A 19,837-nucleotide genomic window follows, 5' to 3' on the forward strand; every position below is an offset into this window, starting at 1 on the left:
GTTAAAAACATTATGCATTTTGCCCCGTCAAATATCAAGTCCGGTTGGGGAGCAAAGCCTTAAATTCCGGGGTTTTCATCATTTTTTTCCGCCATCTGCCAACCGGCCTGCAGCAAGCGCGGACGGGGCTTTTGCCGAAAGTCCAAGATGTTGGGCGCCCACTTGGGCACGTCCAGGTGCAACCGGGCCGTCATTTCGGGCTTTGGGCCCAGCCCGCCGGCACCGATGCTGATGATCTGGGTCGCACCTAAATCTCGCGCCACGTCGACCGGCAAATCATTGACCATGCCCCCATCGACATAGTGAGTCGCGGCAATGGTCACCTTCGGGTAGACACGTGGGATCGCCGAACTGGCCAGTAACCACTGCAGCTGCACCTCTTCTGGCTTGCCCGTCAACGTGACAACGTGCTGGCGCATGGTTGGCAGCGCAGCCGTCAAAATCAACACAGGCCACGCATGAATGGTGGGCCGAGCCACTAAATCACGGAGCAAACTCGCGTATGGCACCTCACCGTTGCGGCGAAAAAAACATGTTTCTCGGCACTTTTGTCAACCACCATTGCACAAGCTCCGCCGCCGGCAACTTCGTCGTGCCCAGTGCGTTGATCGCCCCAATCGAGGTGCCAAGCACGAAGTCTGGTTGCAGTTGACTTGTCGCCAGCGCGGCCAGCGCCCCGGCCTGAAACGCGCCGCGCGCGCCACCGCCGCCCAGAACCAATCCAAGTGTCATCAACATTTCCCCTTTCGAAAAATATTTTGTCGAAGTGATTGACAAATCGAACAATTGTTTGCATAATGAAGTTACTAAATAGAACGAGTGTTCGGAGGCGCCATTATGGAAAACAAAACGAGTGCACTGCAGTCTGTTTCACATCAGCTAATCAAATCTACGCGTGAGTTTTTTGCCCTCACCGAACCGGCAGTGGTCATGCCGGGCAAGCAGGTCAACCAGTTTGCGGCCCAGGCGTTCACCCGGCACTATCGCGTCGCGCTAAACTTCAAGGGCGAAGACGAGGCCGTGGTCGGCCATCTCACCCGCCGGCTCAGCGGTGATCGGTATCTCCTTCAAGCATACCGCAGTAACGTGTACCGTGTCGTTAATCTCACGCAGGTCTCTTATTTACAGCGAGCCTGAAGTTAATGCGCAAGGCTGAGACACAAAGCGGTTTTAGCCCAAAACGCAGGCGTCCCTGCATCACGATTCGCACTTCGAATCGCGATGCAGGGACGTTTGTGTGTCTGGGCGTTGCTTTGTGGAACGCGACTAGGCTAATTTTGTCTAAGCCTGTTTGTGATCCGATTTCGGCGCCTACTGCTGCTTCGCCTCTTCGGCCAGCTTCAGCATCTCAGACGCGTGCGCCACCGATAATTTGGTGACCTGTTCGCCCGCAAGCATCCGCGCGATTTCTTGAACCCGGCCTGCGTGGTCTAACTTCGTGACGCTGGTCGTGGTGCGGCCCTTGGCGACCTGCTTTTGGATCAGAAACTCGTGGTCCGACATTGCCGCCACCTGCGGCAGGTGACTGATGCACAGCACCTGCGAGTGGCGCGCAATGGCCGAAATTTTGTTGGCGATTGCCTGTGCGACCCGGCCTGAAACGCCGGTGTCGACCTCATCGAAAATGATCGAGGTCACGCCGTCCGTTTCGGCAAAAATGGTCTTCAGCGCCAGCATGATGCGGGACAGTTCACCGCCACTGGCAATTTTGGCTAATGGCTTAGCGGCCTCGCCTGGGTTGGTCTGAATGTAAAACTCCACGTTGTCAATGCCATCCGACCGCAGCGTGTCAGCCGGCAGCTTGCTAAACCGCACCGAAAAGACAGTTTTTTCCATGTACAGGGCCTTGAGCTGACCGTGGATCGCACTGATGAGCTGATTTGCCGCGTGTTTACGGGCAGAACGCAGCTGCGCCCCCAGCTTCAGCAGCGCCTGGTGCTCGGCAGTCACGCGCTTTTCCAGGCCTTCCTCATCCGCATCGTTAGCCGTCATCGAGGCCAGCTCAGCATCGGCCTTTGCGCCGTAAGCAATGACCGCTTTGAGGTCGGCCCCGTACTTGCGCTCCAGTTGTGAGATCAACTCAAGCCGCTTTTCGACCTCATCCAGGCGCCCGTCGTCGTACTCCAGCGTGTCCACCTGCCGCGACAAGTCGCCTTGAACGTCCTGCAACCCGTAGTACACCGACTGAATCGAGTCTGCCAACTTGGCGTATGAGGGGTCCAGATCGGCAATACTTTGCAAGTTGCCCATGATCTCACCGATTTGATCCAGCGGGCTAACCTCGGACTCGGTCAACAGCTCATAGCTTTGCGTCAGCGCGTCGGAGATTTTTTTGAAAATTAGCCAACCGGTCGCGCTCGGCAATCAGCTCGTCTTCCTCAGTGGGCTTCAGCTCGGCGCTTTGAATCTCGTTGACTTGGAACTTCAACATGTCCAGTCGCTGGGCCCACTCGCGCTCGTTTTGGTGCTTTTTCGTCAGCGTCACCTGGTCCTTTTGATAGGTCGCATACTGCGCCTGATAAGCGGCCAGCAGCTTGCCCACCTTAGCGCCGGCAAACTGATCCAGCAGCCCGAGGTGAGTCTCCGGATGCACCAACTGCTGATGCTCATTTTGACCGTGAATATCGACCAGCGTCTCGCCAATCGCCCGCAGTGTGGCGGTGTTCACCAACTCGCCGTTGACCCGGCAGAGGTTACGCCCTGACGCGTAAAGCTCGCGCTGCAGCAGCACCATCCCGTCGTCCGGTGCGAGGCCGAACTGGGCCATCACTTCCGGCGTCCGCGGGTTGGCAGTGGCATCAAACAACCCCTGCAGGGTCGCCTTGTTGGCACCGGTGCGCACAAAATCTGCCGACCCCCGACTGCCAGCCAAAAGCCCCACCGCGTCGATGATGATCGACTTGCCGGCGCCGGTTTCCCCGGTCAGGGTCGTCATGCCCGCCTCAAAGCTCAGCTCAAGGTCTTCAATGATGGCAAAGTCATGGATCACTAATTCTTGCAGCATTCGCTCACACCATTTCGTCCAGCATTTTCAGGACCAATTTAGCTTCGGCCGCCCCGCGGCAGACCAACAGGATCGAGGCATCCCCGGCAATCGTCGCAAAAATGCGCGCATCATCCAACCGTTCGATCAGGCTCCCAACCGCCGGCGCCGTGCCTGGTGACATCACAAGATAGACAAACTGGTCCATCACGTCCCCGCGCAAGTAGGCGGCCTGAAGCGTGCGGCGCAGTTTGTCCTGAGGGGCAAGTTGGCGTTCCGGCGGCAGCGAGTAGCGATAATGGCCGTTGGTCATTGGCACTTTGACCAGCTGCATCTCCTTGATGTCGCGAGAAATCGTCGCCTGGGTCACTTTGATCCCGCGCCCAGCCAGCGCCGCGACAAAATCGCCTTGGCGCTCGATCGGGGTGCTTTCCACTAAGGCTCTGATCTGAGCCTGACGTTCATTCTTTTGCATCCACTCACCTGCTTTCGCCCTTAATTATACAACACCGTGCATAAAGTCTAAAAACAAATGAATAGATATTCACTAATGCTTAACGTGTGCAGGCTTAAGCTCGGCGTATGCGGCCGCCAGCGTCTGGTCAACATCAACGTCTGGTGCCTTCACTCCCGGAATCTCAGCGTTTTGCAAATGAATCAAAAACTCGATGTTGCCCTCGCCGCCGGTGATGGGCGAAAAGTCGAGCCCCAGCACGTTGTAGCCGGCGCCTAAGGCAAAATCCACAATTGTTTGCAGGACGGCCTTGTGCACAGCGGGATCGCGCACGATGCCTTTTTTACCGACGTGCTTGCGGCCTGCCTCGAACTGCGGCTTGATCAGCGCGACGGCGTGCCCGCCTGGCTGCAAAATCGCGTGCAGCGGTGGCAAAATCAGCTTCAGCGAAATGAAAGACACGTCGGTCATGGCAAACTCGACCGGTCCGTGGGTGAAGTCCTCCGGCTTACTGTAGCGAAAATTGGTCTGCTCCATCACAACCACGCGTGGGTCTTCCCGAATCTTCCAGGCGAGCTGATTAGTGCCAACGTCCAGCGCGTACCCCAGCTTGGCGCCATTTTGCAACGCCACATCGGTGAAACCGCCAGTCGAGGACCCGATGTCGAGCACGGTTTTGCCCTTCAGGTCGAGGTCAAAGACCTTGAGCGCCTTGGCCAGCTTGAGGCCACCGCGGCTGACGTAAGGCATCTTCTTGCCTTTCACGTGCAGCACGGAATCACCAGCGATCTTCACCCCTGGCTTGTCCTGCCGCTCGTTATTTTGATCATAGACTTCACCTGCCATGACCGCGCGCTTGGCCTGCTCGCGTGATTCAAACAGCCCCTGCTCAACCAGCAGGACATCGACTCGTTCTTTACTCATTGCTTCTCCGTTTCAAAATAATCCAGCAGTGCCTTCAGTTGCGGCGCCGGGACACTCAAGTCACTGGCGGCCGCTTGGGCCTTGACCACTTCTTCGGCTAACACTTGGCGCGTTGCAGCCAGCCCCAGCAAGCTGGGGTAAGTGGCCTTGCCTTCCGCCACGTCCTTGTTCGGGGTTTTGCCCAGCTGGGCCGCGGTTTCAGTGACATCGTTAATGTCGTCTTGAATCTGAAACGCCCGCCCGAACGCCGCGGCAAACACGTGCACGCCGCGGGCATCGCTGGCGCTGACATGGGCAAGTTGCGCACCCATATCCGCCGCGGCCGTCAGCAAGGCACCGGTTTTCTCCGCCTGCAGCTGCAGTAGCGTTTGCAAGTCGATCTGGTGGCCCTGGGCATCCATGTCCATGACCTGCCCGCCGACCATGCCGTTAGGACCAACGGCACGGGCAAACGTCTGCACGAGGCCAACCAGCGTGGCCGGTGCCACTTTGGTTTGAGCCAGCAGCTCAAACGCCGCGCTTTGCAGGGCATCCCCGGCGAGGATCGCTGTGGCCTCGTCAAACTGCTTGTGGCTTGTTTTCTTCCCGCGCCGCAGGTCATCGTTATCCATGGCCGGCAAATCATCGTGGATCAACGAATAGGTGTGCAGCAGCTCCAGCGCCGCGGCAGCCGGCAGTGCTTGCTCACCATCGCCGCCAAACGTGGTGACGACCGCCAGCAACAGCAGTGGCCGCAGCCGCTTGCCACCGGCGTCAACCGAGTAGGCCATGGCGGCCTGGAGGTGCGGATTGTTGACCGTGGCCAAATAATCGTCAAGCGTCTGCTGAACGGGTTTGAGCCAAGCAGCGGTTTCCTTAAGCATTTTTGTTTGCTGCCTTAGGGTCGAATGCTTCGACCGTGCCATCATCCTTGACCATTTGGGTGACGGTTTGCTCTGCGTTCTTTAAGGTGGCCTCCAGCTCACTGGACAGCTTGATGCCAGCCTTGTACTGCTTCAGCGCCTCTTCAAGCGGCACTTGGCCCTGTTCGAGCTGATTAACAATGGTTTCTAGTTGCTGCAATTTTTCCTCAAACGTCGGTTCCTTTGAATCAGCCATTCTTCTGCTTCCTTTCTTCAACCACGACTGGCACGGTGCCGTCTTCAACGTGGATCAGCGCCTTCGCGCCAGGTTTAAAGTCTCCAACTTTAGTCAGGGCCTTACCGCGCGGACTGGTGACATAACTGTAGCCGCGGCCGAGGATCTGGTCTGGCCCCAAATGATCCAGCGCATCGTTCGCCAGGTCGAAGCGCTGGCGCTGACTTTTGATGATCACCTGCGCGGCACTTTGCAGCCGCCGGCGATCATTGACCACTGTCTGCCGGGTATTTGCCACGCGGACACTCAGCTGCCTGGGGTTCAAGCTGGTCTCGGCCAGGCGCACCCGCTGGGCCAGTGCCGTGAGCTGATTCTGCTCGGCGGTCTGCAGCCGCACTTTTAACTGGTCGACCTGCTGCAGGTACTGATCGTACAACCGGCCGGGCTGCGTGAGCACAACGGATTGCGCAGAGCGGTTCAGCCGGTCACGAGCGGCCTGGATGCGGTTTTGCATCGCTTGCCGAATGCGCAGCTGGTCCTCTTGGAGCCGCGTAATGCCGTCGGTCAGCTTGACCGACGTGACGAGCTCGGCGGCAGCCGTCGGCGTGGCGGCCCGGTGATCCGCGACAAAATCGGTGATGGTCGTATCCGTTTCGTGGCCAACCGAGCTGACGATGGGCATCGGCATGTCGGCCAAGGCGCGCGCGACGCTTTCCTCGTTGAACGGCCACAGGTCTTCAATCGAGCCGCCGCCGCGCCCAATGATCAAAGCGTCAAACCCACCCATGGCCTTCACGCGCCGCAGCTGGGTGACAATCGTGGCCGCGGCCTGGTTGCCTTGGACCTGCGCCGGGAACAGCACAATCTGCAGGATCGGGTACCGCCGGGCCACGGTGGTCATGATGTCCTGAATGACGGCCCCACTGGGACTGGTGATCACCGCCACGCGCTTCGGAAACAGGCGCAGCGGCCGCTGGTTCTTAGCGAACAAGCCTTCGTCAGACAATTTCTTTTTCAGCTGCTCGTACGCGAGGTAGAGTTCGCCGACGCCTTCTGGGGCCATTTGTTCAATGACAATCTGGTACTGGCCGCTGGCCGGATACAAGGTGACACGCCCAACGACGCGGACGGTGTCGCCTTCCTTGGGTTCGAATTTGAGCCGGGCAAAGGCGCTTTTAAACATCACCACGTTGATCTTAGCGTGCTCGTCCTTCAGGGAAAAGTACTGGTGACCAGGCCGCTTGCGAAAATTCGTGATTTCGCCCGTCAAATAGACCTTGCTCAAATATGGGTCGAGGTCGAATTTGCGACGCAGATATTCGGTCAGCAAACTGACCGTCAGATACTCGGGTTCAGCATGATGATGCCTCTTTGCTAGTTCTACCGTCTGGATCATGAGCGCCGCAATGGTCATCGGGCCAACACCACCCGGCACCGGCGTGATTGCCGACGCCACCTTTGACACACTGTCAAAATCGACGTCCCCGACGAGCTTGCCCGCCGCATCGCGGTCCATGCCCACGTCGATCACCACCGCGCCGGGTTTGACTGCATCTGCGGTGACGAACTTGGCGCGGCCGATGGCCACCACCAGGATGTCAGCCTCGCGCGTGACCGCGAACAAATCGCGGGTCTTGCTGTGCGTAATGGTCACGGTCGCGTCCGCGTTCAGCAGCAGTGCCGCCATGGGCCGCCCAACAATGTTGGAACGGCCGATGATCACGGCGCGCTTGCCCGCCACTTCAATGCCGTAGTGCTTGAGCAGCGCCATAATGCCAAACGGCGTTGAGGCGACCACCCCGGGATTATTTTCCCACAAGCGGCCGACATTGTTGGCGTGAAACCCGTCGACGTCCTTCGCCGGATTGATTGCCGCCACCACCGCATCGGGATCGACCTGCTTGGGAAGCGGCAGTTGAACTAAAATGCCATCGATTGACTCATCAGCATTCAGCTCCGCCACCACCGCTAGGACCTCGGCCTGCATCGCCGTACTTGGCAGCGTGCGCATGACCGAATGAATCCCGAGCTGATCGGCCCGTCGCTGCTTGTTACGGACGTATATCGCGCTGGCCGGGTCATTGCCGACCAGCACCACCGCCAGCCCCGGTGTCACGCCTTGTTTTTTTAAGTGCTGAAACTTCTGTCTGTAGGTCAGCCATTAACGCGTTAGATGTTCGCTTGCCGTCAAGAATCGTGGTCATGGTCGTTCCCCCTTTTTGATCGCGCCAAAGCGCATTGAACCTCACCATTCTACCTAGATTACGCGAGGGGCGTCCATGCTTCTCATCGGAATCCTACCAGATTACTAAAAAAGGCTGCCGCAGTCGCGGCAGCCAGCGCTCATTCAGGCTTTGACAAAGTGCCCCAAGATGCCGTTGATAAACTTCGCGTCTGCGTCGTCACCATACGTTTTCGCCAGCTCAAGCGCTTCGTTGACCGCGACCTTGTCTGGCACGTCTGGGACGAATTGAAGCTCAAACAGACCCAAGCGCAGCAAAATGAGGTCGGTTTTGCTCAACCTCTGCAGCGTCCAACCCTTTTTTAACTTGGCACTAATCTGCGCGTCCAATTCATCCTGGTGGGCCAAAACGCCATCGACCAAGGTGGTTAAGTAGGCCGGAGCCTCTTCATGCGCCGGCAAGGCCTCTTCGTACACGTCACTGCGGTTCGCCTCGGGGTTGCTGACTAGAGCAAAGAGTGCCTTAAAAGCCGCTGCCCGGGTATCATGTCTGTCTAGCATTACTTGTCTTCCTCTGGGTTGTCGTCATCCGCATCATCTGCGAACAAATTGTCGGGATCAAGCTTTGGTGCTTTTTCCGGGACCACGCCAACCACGTGCACGTTGACCTCGTCGAGCGTCAGATCCGTCATGAACAGCAGCTGTTCGCGCAGCTTGATTGCATCGCCATCGCGACCTTCGGCACCGAAACGCCGTAGTCAAGGTAAACGTACACGTCGGCCGTGAGGCGCTTGCCATCCACCGTCAGGTCAACCCCTTTACCGTGATTGGCCCGGCCGAACCAAGAATTGATCGTGCTGGCCATTGTGCCACGCATTTGATAGACGCCGTCCACCGAAACTGCGGCAATCCCCAGGATCACTTCAAGCACTTCAGGCACGATTTCAATGGTGCCCTGCGCGTCAGTCCGGTTTGCCAGAATGATGTTCGAATCTTCAGCCATGAGCTGCCTCCTAAAAAAATTACGCGCGGGAGATATATGTCCCATCTTGCGTATTGATTGACAAAACGTCGCCCTCATTGATGAAGAACGGCACCTGAACGACCAGGCCCGTTTCCAGGGTCGCCGGCTTGGAGCCGCCTGAACTCGTGTTGCCACGAACACCAGGTTCGGTCGCGGTGACTTTCAGATCAACGGTGTTTGGCACCTCGACACCCAGCGTTTCGTTGCCGTGCATCATGATCTTCACTTCCATGTTTTCCTTCATGTACTTCAGCGCATCCGTCAGCTCTTCGGCCGGCAGTGTCAACTGTTCGTACGTGGTCGTGTCCATGAAGACATAGGAATCCCCGTCAGCGTACAAGTACTGCATGGTTTTCGTATCGATCTGCGCCTTCTGCACTTTTTCCGTCGCCCGGAAGGTTTTTTTTCTTGAACGGCCCCTGTGCGCAGGTTCTTCAGCGTCGACCGGACAAACGCGGAGCCCTTGCCTGGCTTCACGTGCTGGAATTCGACAATGCGCCACAGGTCGCCATCAACTTCGATGGTCAAACCGTTTTTAAAATCGTTAACAGAAATCATGTATTTCCTCCACCTATCTTCTTTCGCTAACCTTAACTATATCAATCGCCAAAAGCCCTTGCAAGGAAAAGGCGGCGTGTTACTTACGAACCGGCACCACTAGCAACTCACTAGGGGCTGGCGTGGTCAGGTACTTGGCCCCACTTTTCGTGATCAAAAGGTCATCTTCGACTCGCACCCCACCCAGGTCCGGAATGTAAATGCCAGGCTCGTCGGTTTCGACGTTGCCTTCCGCTTGCGGCGTGTTCGCATACGGCCCCCAAGCACCGGGGCCTTCGTGAATCGACAGGCCGATGCCGTGACCAGTGCCGTGGCCAAAGTACTGGCCATAGCCCTTGTCCTCGATGTACTGGTGGGCAAACCCGTTGATCGTTTTACCGAGCACGCCTGGTGCCATCATCGCCGCTGTGGCCTTGTTGCAGTCGTAAACGATCTTGTAGACAGCCTTGAGCTTCGCATCCGGTTCACCCACCGCAAACGTCCGCGTGATGTCGGACACGTAACCCTGATACACACAGCCCCAATCCAGAGTGATGACATCGCCGTCTTCGATCTTCTTATCGGTCGCAGCGCCGTGAGGCATCGCGGCACGTTTACCGGAGGCCACAATGGTTTCAAACGACGTGCCACTGGCGCCCAGGGACCGCATGTAAAAGTCCAGGTCAGTGGCGACCTGCAGCTCCGTCTGGCCGGGTTTGATCGTGTCCAAAACGTGCTGATAGCCGGCCTCGGCGATTTGAATCGCCTTCTCGATCAGCTTAAGCTCCTGGTCGTCCTTCACTTCGCGCAGTGCCGGAACCACGTTGGTCGTGGCCTGCCAAGCAACCTGCTTAGGCAACTTCTGAAAATCGGCGTAGGTCATCACATCGCCCTCAAAACCCACCGTCTTTAACCCGTGGGCCTGAGCGATCACCCCTGCCTCACCTAACAGCCGTGCGTGTGCAGCACCAGCTCGGCGTTGTCGACCTCGACTTTGACCTGTTCCGTGAAGCGAGAATCGGTGATGAACCAGGCGTGGTCTTTCGCCACCAGCAGGGCACTTTCATTGCCAGTGAAACCGGTCAGGTACGTGACGTTGACCGGATCTGTGACCAGCAGCGCGTCAACTTTCAGTGCAGGCAACTCAGCCTGCAGGTTTTGCAAACGAGACATGTGATGACCTCCTTGAAGAAGTGAAATTCGGAAACTTAAACAGGCGACGGGCTGACAACACCCAGGCTCTTCGCACCGGGCGTAATCGGGCTTCGGGTTCGCACCTTGACGTAATCGGGCTTCGGCCAGCAACGCCCGAGCGTCTCGCTACGCTGAGCGCCTCGCCGCTAAAAGCAGCGGCAATGTGCTCAGCTAGGCTAGCCGTCGGGCTAAGTGCGCTGGCCTACGCACCATACAAAAAGCGCCCCGTCACCGGAGCGCTACTGGATTATTCAGCTTTTGCTTCTGCTGGATAAACGGATACTTGCTTCTTATCGCGGCCAAGGCGTTCGAACTTAACGACGCCATCAGCTGTAGCAAAGAGCGTATCGTCGCCGCCACGGCCGACGTTTACACCTGGGTGGATCTTAGTGCCGCGCTGGCGGTACAAGATGTTCCCAGCCAAAACGAATTGGCCATCAGCGCGCTTGCTGCCAAGGCGCCGACCTGCGGAGTTACGGCCGTTAGAAGTCGAGCCGCCCCCCTTATGGTGAGAGAAGAACTGAAGATTCATTTTCAACATTGTGTACACCTCCGAGTATTGAATTAGGCTTGTTTGGTTGAAATCGAGAGATAATCGCCGTAGCTTTCCTCGATGCTTTGCAGGGACAACAACAAATTCTCCAGGAGAATCTGTGCGATGTGTGCCTGCTCCCCATCCTCGGGTTGATCTAGCGTCAGCTCCAAGTGGCCCCCGTTAACTTCATCGGCTTTGACGTTGGGTTCAAACCCAGCCAAGGCCTCAATGCCGTTGACGGCGCCGATTGAGACTGCAGAGACCGCTGCGCAAACGATGTCATGCCCATAATCCCCTGAGTCGGCATGGCCGGTCAGGTTAAAATGAACAATGTCACCGCGTGCATCCCGCTGAAAGCGTGCTTTGATCATGCGTTCACCCCGTTAGGCGTTGATCGCGTCGATAACAACTTTCGTGTAAGGCTGACGGTGACCCTTCTTCTGGTGTTGATGCTTCTTAGGCTTGTACTTGTAGGTAACAACCTTCTTTTCGCGCCCTTGCTTCTCAACTTTACCAGTGACGGTCGCACCATCGATCGTTGGCGTGCCGATTTTGGCATCGCCTTCGCCGCCGACCAGGATCACCTGGTCAAACGTGACAGTCTTGCCTTCTTCAACATCGAGCTTTTCGACGTAAAGTGCTTCCCCGACTTCGGCTTTGTACTGCTTGCCGCCGGTTTTGATAATTGCGTACATCTTGTGCACCTCCTGTTGCCCGTAGGCTTTTTCCCCTGAAGACTCGCCAAGCCAGGTGCTAGGCTTTGATACCTGACGTTGTGCGGTTGCAGATGAGGGGTGACAAATACAACGTAACGAGTTTATCAGATTGCAGCCCCTGACGCAAGCAGAATCTGCGTACCCGTCAAGGAAAAAGCCTTGCCAGCCTCACGGGGAAATATCATTGTTGGCAGCCGCCCCCTCGACTATACTAATGACGAGGAGTTGAGGCCCATGACGATTGCATTGAACAGCTTAATTTTTCTGATCACCGGCGGCCTGGTCGCCACCACCACCGCCCGGCTGCACCAGCCCATCAACTTTATCGTGACCGGCCTCGTGATCCTGACCTTGGCCACGCTGGCAACAAAGATATACGGCTGGGGATGGTTCAGCGTCTTTTATATTCTGTGGATGATTGGCATTGTCGCTGGCCTGCTCATGCTGCGAGCTTACCTGCGAGCAGAGAAAAAAGGCCCGCTGAATGCGCGGACCCGCCCCTGCCAAGGACATTAAGTATAACATGTGTCTTTGACCCCGAGAAAGTGTTTGCGCGTCAACGGCAAAATAAAAAGCCTGAAGCACGATGGCTTCAGGCTTGGCACCTTAATTACCGATTAAGTTGCGCAACGGCTTGCTCGATCGTAGCGCCGCGACCAATGTGGTTTTGGTTGCTTGGGTCGATCGCAATAAACTGTTGCGTCTGGGTATCTAATTGGATCCGATATTTCATATCAATTACCTCCATTCGTATCGCACATGAATGGGTTGTTTCAATTGCGACTATCTATTATTTTACTATACTTATGTAAGCATGTCAAGCGCTGTCATTCCTTGCGAGCTAAAATCAGTCTTTAGTCTGATTGCTGAATACTTTAGTGAAAAGGCGTGTCTATCACCCATCGTTGTGCGAAGATATAATTATCATACCGAAACAGAGGTCAACTATGGAAACAAAACGCACTGCCCGCAAATTCGTCGATGTTCGCGGCGCCATCATCACTGGCGTTGTGGTCGGGATTATGGTGATCTTGCTCTTCATCGCCCACCAGTGGGTCTGGGGGGCTCTCACGCTCGTGCTTGGCGGCTGGATCACCTGGCACATCCTCACCCACATTCCCACCAAGGACAACCATCCTGTTAACCGCCGCGATATTTCCGCCGCAGAAACGGCCAACCACTTCCAGCCGCTTGACTGGGAACCAGTTCAGTCCGCGCAAGACGCCGAGACCATGCTGACGGCTCAGCTCGGAGACCTTGGGTGGCACACCGTCAGCGGAACGGTCGCCATTTCGGCACCGATTCAGTTCGTAGTTGAAGCCGCCGATGGCACGACGAAAATCGTGACCGCAGCCGGTCAGATCATCGCCGATAACAGGAGCGACACTCATGAAGAAGGAAAATAAAATCGGCTGCGGCGGGGCTTTCATCCTGTTGCTGCTCTTTTCAGTTCTGATCACCTACTGGTACGTGTTTGTGGCCATTGGGTTGATCGGCTTTGCAGTCTGGTACTATTACCACCGCAAGCAGACTGAGGACAAGGCAGCGGCGGATGCGCAAGCCAAAAAAAGACCAAGCCCAGGCAGAAGCCGCCGACCGGATTCGCGAATTCAAGCAGTTGCTGGACGAAGGCGCCATCACCCAAGAAGAATTTGACCAGCAGAAGGCTAAAATCTTGGGTGAGCAAGACGATCTGAAATTTTAACAACGTCGCGCCGCCTGCTGGGTGGCGCGTTTTTGTTTCCAAGAGTGATGAGGAGGTGATTTTCATTGGCAAGAAATCCGGAGACGCCGCAGGACAGAGAAAATAAGGCCATCATCAAACAGCGCCTGAACAGGTTGCTACTGGCGAACCACACCACCCAGGCCAAGCTCAGCGATGACACGCACATTCCCCGCAGCACCCTCACCGGCTACTTCAAAGGCACCACGACTCCTAACGCGACCAACGTTGCGAAACTCGCCAGCTTCTTTGGCGTGAACAAAGGCGCGATCGACCCCCGCTATGTCCAAACTGGTACCACCGCAGTCGACCTCGCTGACGACCAGCCAGCCGTCCAATATCAAGGCCAACCCCTTTCCAGCTGAGCTACAACTGGTCCGCCGCGTGCTAGAAAAAGCAAGACAGTAAACAAAGAGCCGCACTCCCTGACTAGGAATGCGGCTTTAGTGTGCCAGCGGGGCTCGAACCCGGGACAAATGGTTTAGAAGACCATTGCTCTATCCAACTGAGCTACTAGCACATTGAACCTGTTCATTATACGGATGCGCCGCTTGGCCTGTCAATCGCGCGCTGGCTTGAATGCGAGCCGCTGCTCGGCTAAACTGAACCTATTAAATGAAAAAGAAATGAGGAATCGATTTGAAACTCAACCAAAACGGCCGGATTCAAGCCGACCAGGCGACTCAGCTCAACGAACTGACCGCCGTCGGCTTCACGCCCGACCTTGATCAATCACTCAGCGATGCGGCCAATGCCGCCTTTCGCAAGCTTTTCCCGGAAGCCTTTAGTGAAACTGCGAAACAGCAGGCCCTGGCCTCGGTTGCGGTCAACGGCGAGCAGGACCTGAACCAATTTCTTGCCTCACAGCCCACGCAGATTTCCCGGACGGACTTCTACGCCGTCGCGCTGCAACTGCTGGGCTTTGAGCCTAAGACCGACTATCAGCTCGCGGATAGCCTCAAGTTCATGGCCGAGACCAAGCTGCCGGTGGTTAACGCAGACATCGCCACCACCGCTGATTTCTGGTCGGCCATGTACCTGCTGCTCTGCACGCGCACCAAGCACCTGGTGACCCTCCTTGACGCCTTGGCCGCACGCGGCTTTTACCGGGATTTCCAAGCCGGCAAGAAGACGCCGGAGTATCTCTTCTTCAATGGCAAGGCACAAAATGTCTTTGACGCGCGGAAAATTCACCGCGAAGTCGTCTGGATTGAATCCGACATGGACACCGACCACGATGGCAAGCGCGACATGCTGGAAACCACCATTTTTCGGCCGCAAGAAACCGACGCGGGGTAAAGATGCCGGTCCTGTTCACCGCCAACCCGTACTTCCACGGGACCAACGATGTGGATTGGATCACGCACAAACCAGACCCTAAACTAGCAGTCAAGACGCATTCCTACACCAAAGATGAGGTCACGTACACCCCCACGACCCCAGCTGAACTGCCGCACCAGCCAGTCACCGGCGAAAGTCGAACCGCCGAGGTCTACTCCGACCAAGGCGGCAGCTATATGTTCAACGACTACATGCTTGGCCGCGGCTTTGTCACCGTGTATTCCGGCGGAGTTGGCACCCGCGGCTCGGATGGCGTGCGCTCAACTGGCGGCACCAGCGAAACCGACTCGGCAGTCGCAGTGATCGAATGGCTCACCGGCAAGCGCCGCGCGTTTACCAACCGCACCGATGGCATTGAGATCAAGGCCTGGTGGTGCAACGGTAAGGTCGCGATGACCGGTAAGTCGTACCTTGGCACCCTGTCGATCGCGGCGGCGACCAGCGGCGTTGCCGGGCTGAAAACGGTCATTTCCGAATCCGCGATTTCCAGCTGGTACGACTATTACCGCGAAAATGGCCTGGTCGTGGCCCCTGGCGGCTTCCAAGGTGAAGACGCCGACGTGCTCGCCGTAGACACTTTTTCTCGGCAAAAGCAGGCCGGTGACATGCTTAAGATTCAGGCGGAATGGGACAAGACCCTGGCCGCCATCACAAAGGACCAGGACCGCGAGTTCGGCGATTACACCAAGTGGTGGGATGAACGCAACTATCGCAACAACCTGAAAAACATCAAAGCCGACGTCATCATCGAGCACGGCCTCAACGACTGGAACGTCAAACCGGCCAATGCGATCCGCTACTGGAATGGCATTCAGGACCTGCCCATCAACAAGAAGCTGTTCCTGCATCAAGGCCAGCACACGTACCTCGACAACATTCGGTCCCTCGACTTTGTCGACCAGTTAAACCTGTGGCTGTCCTACGAGCTGCTCGGCGTGCAAAATGGCGCCCCGGCGGCCTTGCCGAACGTCACAGTTCAGGACAACGTGGAACCTGAGACGTGGCACACCTACGATGAGTTCGGTACGGCCGACGCTAAGCATACCGATAAGCCTTACAACCTCCAGAACGACATGGCCAGCAAGCGCGCCGGCTTCCCTGATAATGCCACCGCGATTTTCAAGGAAGACAAGGAGGACTCCGATGGGTTTGAGGCTGAGATCATCAAGCCGCACTCCAAGTATGATGGCGCCCGGCTGTGGCTCGACCTGCCTGCCGAAACCAAAGACGTGACGCTGGAAGGTATCCCCCACCTCAAGCTGCGCCTGTGGATCGACCAGCCAACCGCGATTCTCTCGGCGCGCCTGGTCGACGTCGGCGAAGCCAAGCGCTTTGCCCCAGTGGCCGGAGTCGTCGATGCCGGAGGCTGGAACCTTGGCTACGACTACAAGACCGTCAGCATTCAGGAGTTCAAGCCGGCCAAAGAAACGGCCAGCAAGCTGGTCTCCTTCGGTCATGTCAACGTTCAGAACCAAAAGAACGCCTACGAAAATGCGCCAGTCACCCCAGGGAAACCATTCACGGTTGACTTTGACCTGCAGCCGACGCACCTGCACCTGCCTGCTGGCCGGCACCTGGCGCTGATCATTCACGGCGCGACATGGCCCAAACGCAGCGTACCGAAACCGTGGTCAACTTCCACATCGATTTGGCGCAAAGCACACTGACCCTGCGCTACCGCAAGTAAGACAAAAGCACGCGACTGATTTTCTCAGTTGCGTGCTTTTTTTATGGCGTGATGCCAATATTTTCTGCAGAATCGGGCTTTGCGCCGACAACGCCCGCGCGTCTAACGCCGGACCGCTTAGTAAAGCTCGAGGTACTGGTCCCGTTCCCACTCGGAAACGCTCTGACGGTATGCTGCCCACTCGAGATCCTTGGAGTCCACAAAGCTGTGGTACAGGTGATCGCCAAGCGCAGCGCTGACGACTGGATCGCTTTCAAGGGCCTTCAGGGCATTGTGCAGCGTCGATGGCAGGTCTTGAATGTGGTTGGCCTTGCGCTCGGTGTCCTGCATCTTGTAAATGTTGCGATCGACCGCTTCCTCTGGATCCAACTGATTGCGGACGCCATCGAGTCCGGCCTCAAGAATCGCCGCGATCGCCAGATAAGGGTTAGCCGTGGCATCGACTGAGCGCATTTCCAAGCGCGTCCCAAGCTTGCGGGACTGCGGAACCCGGATCAGCGGACTGCGGTTCGTGCCAGACCAGGCGATGTAAACCGGCGCTTCAAAGCCTGGCACCAGGCGCTTGTAAGAGTTGACCGTCGGGTTGTTGATGGCGGTCAAGCCGCGCGCGTGGGCCAGCAGGCCGGCCAGGAAGTGCATCGCGGTGCTCGACAGCTGGTCATCAGTGCCGGCGTCGTAGAACGCGTTACCGTCTTTGTTGAACAGCGACATGTTGATGTGCATCCCCGACCCGTTGATCCCGTGGATCGGCTTTGGCATGAAGGTCGCGTACAGCCCGTGCTTGCGGGCAATGGTCTTAACGACCAGCTTGAAGGTCTGGATGTTGTCCGCAGCGTTGACGGTATCGGCGTACTTGAAGTCGATTTCGTGCTGACCCGGGGCAACCTCGTGGTGAGAGGCTTCAACTTCGAAGTTCATTTTTTCGAGTTCAAGCACAATGTCGCGGCGGCAATTCTCACCCATGTCCAGCGGGGCAAAGTCGAAGTAGGAACCCTTGTCGTTCAGCTTCAGCGACGGGTCTCCGTTCTCATCCAACTTGAACAGGAAAAATTCCGGCTCCGGTCCAATGTTGAAAGCCGTGTAGCCGGCCTTGTGGGCGTCTTCCATCACGCGGATCAGGTTGTTCCGGGGATCGCCCATGAACGGCTTACCGTCCGGCGTGTGCACGCTGCAGATCAGCCGCGCAATCTTGCCCCCGTCATTTTCCCACGGGAACAGCAGCCAAGTGTCGAGGTCCGGATACAGCAGCATGTCAGATTCCTCGATGCGGACAAAGCCGTCGATCGAGCTGCCGTCGAAGGTAATTTTGTTGGCCAATACCTTCTCCAGCTGGGAGACCGGCACTTCGACATTCTTGTTAATGCCGTTGATGTCAGTAAACATCAGTCGCAAAAATTCAACGTTTTGATCCTTAACACTCTGCCGGATCATGTCGCAGTAATCGGTTCTTTAGCCATGAGCCACTCCTTCTGCAATTATCCTACGGTCTGAAACCAAATCCCTGCGTCGGGCTATCCCCACGCGGTTCAACCTACCCTGATTCAACAACTCCGAGCGAAGCGCCGCCCGTACTTCCTCGTCGGAAAGCTTCGTCTTCGACTTCGGCTGCTTTTGGGCATCCCTCAGCTCGGCCAGCGAAAACCCTGCCGCCAGCTGGCTGTGGATCTCAACCAAGTCGTCCACGTCCTTCAAGGAGTACATCCGGTGATTGCCAGGCGTGCGGAGTGGGTGAAGCAGCCCCTGCGCCTCGTAATAACGGATCTGCCGCGCCGAAAGGTCGGTGAGCGCGATCACTGTGCTGATTGGCAGCACCGCCCGCGTGCGAATATCACTGATCTCTGGCATCGGCAGTCCCTCCTTCACGCAGACAACCATACCAATTTGGCAAAAAGGCGTCAACTGTTGATGTCAGAAAAACTGACATAACGTCAATTTTCTTTTCAAAAGCCTAGTCTAACCAATTTGCGACGAGTGCTTGTGCTTGCGCCAACCCGCCTTCAGGATCCGCGATCATATCCAACCAGTGCGTCGGCAGCTGGTGGCGAAAATACGTCAGCTGCCGCTTGGCGTAATGGCGCGAATTTTTTTTGATCAGGCCGACCGTTTCCGCTAAAGTCGCCTGCCCGGCAAAATACGGCAGCCACTCCTTGTACCCAATGGCCTTCAGTGCCTGGGCGCTTGGGGCCGTGTTTTGCAGCACGCGCCGCACTTCAGCCTCCAGCCCACTTTCCACCATTTGATCGACGCGCTGATCGATGCGCGCGTACAGTGCCGGCCGGTCCGTGGTCAGGCCGAGGACCAAGGTGTCGTACACCGGGACTGGAACTGCCTGCGCCGAAAATTTGCGCCCGGTGGTTTCGATCACCTCCAGCGCACGGATCACGCGCCGAGAATTGCCCACCGGGATACGACTGGCCGCCTCCGGGTCCTGGGCGCCAGCTGGCCCCACAGCCAGTCTGGCCCGTGCTCGGCCAGCGCCTGCTGCCACTTGGTCCGCACCGGACTGGCCGCGTGCTCGCCCAATGGCAAGGCCAGCCGCAACGCGTTCAGGTAAAAGCCGGTGCCCCCCACCACGATTGGCAGCTTGCCCCGCCTCGTCAGGTCTTTGATCGCCGACTCGGCAAGCCGCTGAAACTGGGCGGCCGAGAAACTTTCGCCGGGATCCTTGATGTCGATCAGGTGATGGGGAATGCCAGCCATTTCCGCTGGCGTGACCTTAGCAGTGCCGATGTCCATCCCGCGGTAGATTTGAAACGCGTCCCCGTTGATTACTTCACCGTTGAACTGCCGGGCCAGCTGCACGCCCAGCGCGCTTTTGCCGGTCGCGGTGGGCCCGCCGATCATCAACACTCGAGTTTTCAATGGATTTTGCTCACTTTCTGTCATGTCATCTAGTATAATGAAATTAGCACCTAAAGTTCCAGAGGGAGGGATTTTCATGAAGCACAAATTTTTTAAAGGGGTTCCTGGTCGGCGTTGTCGCGTCGGCAGGCGCCGTGGCCAGCTCCGTATTTGCATTCAAGAAGTCTTACATCGAACCCGTAGAAACCAAGGTTGACGAGATCAATGAGAACCGGCGCAAGGCCAACCGGAAGCAACATGCCTCTCACCAAGGCTAAGCACAAGAAAACCCCTGCGATTGCAGGGGCTTTTTGAATCAGTCTTCAAACTGCTTAGCTTTCTTTGTTTTGCCAGACCAATTGTCATAGCCGCCTTTGAGGAAGTACAGGTGCTCAAAGCCGGCTTTTTTTTCATGCGCCGCGCCGCCTTGACAGACACCGCACCGGTCAAATCGTACATGTAAACTGGCAAGTCCTTGCGCAGCTCGATCATGCGCTGCTTGAGTTGGGTATACGGCAAGTCGCGGGCGCCGAGAATGTGACCAGCGTCAAAATCCTTTTTTTTCACGCAAATCAATGATCTGCGCCTTACGCATGTTCGCTTCAAACACATCCGGCGT

General features: G+C 56.8%; 21 protein-coding genes, 1 tRNA gene, 8 pseudogenes and 1 other annotated feature. Of the genes and pseudogenes, 8 read left to right on the forward strand and 22 right to left on the reverse strand.

Annotated features, from left to right (window positions below; all coding sequences use genetic code 11):
- Nucleotides 1-59: 59 nt before the first annotated feature.
- A complete protein-coding gene (locus tag JCM13995_RS05755; RefSeq protein WP_369385631.1) occupies nucleotides 60-509 on the reverse strand; it encodes a patatin-like phospholipase family protein in 450 nt (149 codons plus the stop codon).
- Between the two features lies 1 nt (nucleotide 510).
- A complete protein-coding gene (locus tag JCM13995_RS05760; protein ID WP_054663445.1) occupies nucleotides 511-732 on the reverse strand; it encodes a patatin-like phospholipase family protein in 222 nt (73 codons plus the stop codon).
- 105 nt (nucleotides 733-837) lie between these two features.
- Here JCM13995_RS05760 and JCM13995_RS05765 point away from each other — a divergent pair, with 105 nt between their 5' ends.
- Nucleotides 838-1,137 carry a hypothetical protein gene (locus tag JCM13995_RS05765; RefSeq protein WP_054663453.1) on the forward strand — a complete coding sequence of 100 codons (300 nt, stop codon included), beginning with the start codon at nucleotides 838-840 and terminating at the stop codon, nucleotides 1,135-1,137.
- Between the two features lie 174 nt (nucleotides 1,138-1,311).
- Here JCM13995_RS05765 and recN read toward each other — a convergent pair.
- The 14 genes and pseudogenes from recN to rplU form a co-directional block, all read right to left on the reverse strand.
- Nucleotides 1,312-3,004: pseudogene (gene recN, locus JCM13995_RS05770) on the reverse strand (DNA repair protein RecN).
- Between the two features lie 4 nt (nucleotides 3,005-3,008).
- A complete protein-coding gene (locus JCM13995_RS05775) occupies nucleotides 3,009-3,458 on the reverse strand; it encodes an arginine repressor (RefSeq protein WP_054663456.1) in 450 nt (149 codons plus the stop codon).
- A gap of 72 nt (nucleotides 3,459-3,530) precedes the next feature.
- Nucleotides 3,531-4,361: a TlyA family RNA methyltransferase gene (locus tag JCM13995_RS05780; RefSeq protein WP_054663459.1), complete on the reverse strand. Its 831-nt coding sequence runs from the start codon at nucleotides 4,359-4,361 to the stop codon at nucleotides 3,531-3,533.
- Nucleotides 4,358-5,224: a polyprenyl synthetase family protein gene (locus JCM13995_RS05785; protein ID WP_054663462.1), complete on the reverse strand. Its 867-nt coding sequence runs from the start codon at nucleotides 5,222-5,224 to the stop codon at nucleotides 4,358-4,360. Before JCM13995_RS05785 ends, JCM13995_RS05780 begins: the two co-directional genes overlap by 4 nt.
- Complete coding sequence (locus JCM13995_RS05790; protein ID WP_054663465.1) at nucleotides 5,217-5,459, reverse strand: exodeoxyribonuclease VII small subunit; 243 nt, start codon at nucleotides 5,457-5,459, stop codon at nucleotides 5,217-5,219. The genes JCM13995_RS05785 and JCM13995_RS05790 overlap by 8 nt, the downstream gene beginning before the upstream one ends.
- Nucleotides 5,452-6,768, reverse strand: coding sequence for an exodeoxyribonuclease VII large subunit (xseA, locus tag JCM13995_RS16795; RefSeq protein WP_263849578.1), 1,317 nt, complete (start codon nucleotides 6,766-6,768; stop codon nucleotides 5,452-5,454). The genes JCM13995_RS05790 and xseA overlap by 8 nt, the downstream gene beginning before the upstream one ends.
- A 33-nt stretch (nucleotides 6,769-6,801) precedes the next feature.
- Nucleotides 6,802-7,596 (reverse strand): annotated as a pseudogene (gene folD / locus JCM13995_RS16800) (bifunctional methylenetetrahydrofolate dehydrogenase/methenyltetrahydrofolate cyclohydrolase FolD); the annotation flags it as partial.
- A 189-nt stretch (nucleotides 7,597-7,785) separates the two neighbouring features.
- Nucleotides 7,786-8,181, reverse strand: coding sequence for a transcription antitermination factor NusB (gene nusB, locus JCM13995_RS05800; RefSeq protein ID WP_054663468.1), 396 nt, complete (start codon nucleotides 8,179-8,181; stop codon nucleotides 7,786-7,788).
- Nucleotides 8,181-8,623: pseudogene (locus tag JCM13995_RS05805) on the reverse strand (Asp23/Gls24 family envelope stress response protein). The gene nusB and the pseudogene JCM13995_RS05805 overlap by 1 nt, the downstream one beginning before the upstream one ends.
- Before the next feature lie 19 nt (nucleotides 8,624-8,642).
- Nucleotides 8,643-9,202 (reverse strand): annotated as a pseudogene (gene efp / locus JCM13995_RS05810) (elongation factor P).
- Nucleotides 9,203-9,281: 79 nt separating this feature from the next.
- Nucleotides 9,282-10,354, reverse strand: a pseudogene (locus JCM13995_RS05815) (M24 family metallopeptidase).
- A 268-nt stretch (nucleotides 10,355-10,622) separates the two neighbouring features.
- A complete protein-coding gene (gene rpmA / locus JCM13995_RS05820; protein WP_054663471.1) occupies nucleotides 10,623-10,916 on the reverse strand; it encodes a 50S ribosomal protein L27 in 294 nt (97 codons plus the stop codon).
- Between the two features lie 23 nt (nucleotides 10,917-10,939).
- The gene (locus tag JCM13995_RS05825; protein WP_054663474.1) at nucleotides 10,940-11,281 is read right to left on the reverse strand and encodes a ribosomal-processing cysteine protease Prp; all 342 of its coding nucleotides are present in this window, start codon (nucleotides 11,279-11,281) and stop codon (nucleotides 10,940-10,942) included.
- A 12-nt stretch (nucleotides 11,282-11,293) separates the two neighbouring features.
- Nucleotides 11,294-11,605, reverse strand: a complete 312-nt coding sequence (rplU, locus tag JCM13995_RS05830) for a 50S ribosomal protein L21 (protein ID WP_054663477.1) — start codon at nucleotides 11,603-11,605, stop codon at nucleotides 11,294-11,296.
- 29 nt (nucleotides 11,606-11,634) lie between these two features.
- Nucleotides 11,635-11,703, reverse strand: a sequence feature (ribosomal protein L21 leader region).
- Nucleotides 11,704-11,860: 157 nt separating this feature from the next.
- Between rplU and JCM13995_RS05835 the strand changes: the two genes are divergently transcribed.
- Nucleotides 11,861-12,142, forward strand: a complete 282-nt coding sequence (locus JCM13995_RS05835; protein WP_054663480.1) for a hypothetical protein — start codon at nucleotides 11,861-11,863, stop codon at nucleotides 12,140-12,142.
- 94 nt (nucleotides 12,143-12,236) lie between these two features.
- Here JCM13995_RS05835 and JCM13995_RS16805 read toward each other — a convergent pair whose 3' ends face one another.
- Nucleotides 12,237-12,359, reverse strand: coding sequence for a hypothetical protein (locus JCM13995_RS16805; protein ID WP_255533311.1), 123 nt, complete (start codon nucleotides 12,357-12,359; stop codon nucleotides 12,237-12,239).
- A 214-nt stretch (nucleotides 12,360-12,573) separates the two neighbouring features.
- Between JCM13995_RS16805 and JCM13995_RS05840 the strand changes: the two genes are divergently transcribed.
- The 3 genes from JCM13995_RS05840 to JCM13995_RS05845 all read left to right on the forward strand — a co-directional run bounded on the left by JCM13995_RS05840 (nucleotide 12,574) and on the right by JCM13995_RS05845 (nucleotide 13,714).
- On the forward strand, nucleotides 12,574-13,032 hold the full coding sequence (locus JCM13995_RS05840; protein WP_054663483.1) for a hypothetical protein: 459 nt from the start codon (nucleotides 12,574-12,576) through the stop codon (nucleotides 13,030-13,032).
- Between the two features lie 146 nt (nucleotides 13,033-13,178).
- Nucleotides 13,179-13,331, forward strand: a complete 153-nt coding sequence (locus tag JCM13995_RS13765; protein WP_082397738.1) for an SHOCT domain-containing protein — start codon at nucleotides 13,179-13,181, stop codon at nucleotides 13,329-13,331.
- A gap of 65 nt (nucleotides 13,332-13,396) precedes the next feature.
- Complete coding sequence (locus tag JCM13995_RS05845; protein WP_054663486.1) at nucleotides 13,397-13,714, forward strand: helix-turn-helix domain-containing protein; 318 nt, start codon at nucleotides 13,397-13,399, stop codon at nucleotides 13,712-13,714.
- A gap of 82 nt (nucleotides 13,715-13,796) precedes the next feature.
- Here JCM13995_RS05845 and JCM13995_RS05850 read toward each other — a convergent pair.
- Nucleotides 13,797-13,869: transfer RNA gene (locus JCM13995_RS05850), tRNA-Arg, on the reverse strand.
- 119 nt (nucleotides 13,870-13,988) lie between these two features.
- On the opposite strand from JCM13995_RS05850, the gene JCM13995_RS15810 reads away from it, so the two are divergent.
- A complete protein-coding gene (locus JCM13995_RS15810) occupies nucleotides 13,989-14,648 on the forward strand; it encodes a hypothetical protein (protein WP_225350743.1) in 660 nt (219 codons plus the stop codon).
- 2 nt (nucleotides 14,649-14,650) lie between these two features.
- A complete protein-coding gene (locus JCM13995_RS05855) occupies nucleotides 14,651-16,357 on the forward strand; it encodes a Xaa-Pro dipeptidyl-peptidase (protein WP_225350744.1) in 1,707 nt (568 codons plus the stop codon).
- 137 nt (nucleotides 16,358-16,494) lie between these two features.
- Here JCM13995_RS05855 and glnA read toward each other — a convergent pair whose 3' ends face one another.
- From glnA to miaA, 3 genes and pseudogenes are all read right to left on the reverse strand, one after another.
- Nucleotides 16,495-17,808, reverse strand: coding sequence for a type I glutamate--ammonia ligase (gene glnA / locus JCM13995_RS05860; RefSeq protein ID WP_054663489.1), 1,314 nt, complete (start codon nucleotides 17,806-17,808; stop codon nucleotides 16,495-16,497).
- 18 nt (nucleotides 17,809-17,826) lie between these two features.
- Nucleotides 17,827-18,222: a MerR family transcriptional regulator gene (locus JCM13995_RS05865; protein WP_082397739.1), complete on the reverse strand. Its 396-nt coding sequence runs from the start codon at nucleotides 18,220-18,222 to the stop codon at nucleotides 17,827-17,829.
- 103 nt (nucleotides 18,223-18,325) lie between these two features.
- Nucleotides 18,326-19,263: pseudogene (gene miaA / locus JCM13995_RS05870) on the reverse strand (tRNA (adenosine(37)-N6)-dimethylallyltransferase MiaA).
- Nucleotides 19,264-19,315: 52 nt separating this feature from the next.
- Between miaA and JCM13995_RS13770 the strand changes: the two are divergent.
- Nucleotides 19,316-19,496: pseudogene (locus tag JCM13995_RS13770) on the forward strand (DUF3042 family protein).
- A 38-nt stretch (nucleotides 19,497-19,534) separates the two neighbouring features.
- On the opposite strand, the pseudogene JCM13995_RS05875 reads toward JCM13995_RS13770, so the two are convergent.
- A pseudogene (locus tag JCM13995_RS05875) lies at nucleotides 19,535-19,837 on the reverse strand (rhodanese-like domain-containing protein); the annotation flags it as partial.

It is taken from the genome of Lacticaseibacillus camelliae DSM 22697 = JCM 13995, from assembly GCF_001311195.1.
GTDB lineage: Bacteria > Bacillota > Bacilli > Lactobacillales > Lactobacillaceae > Lacticaseibacillus > Lacticaseibacillus camelliae.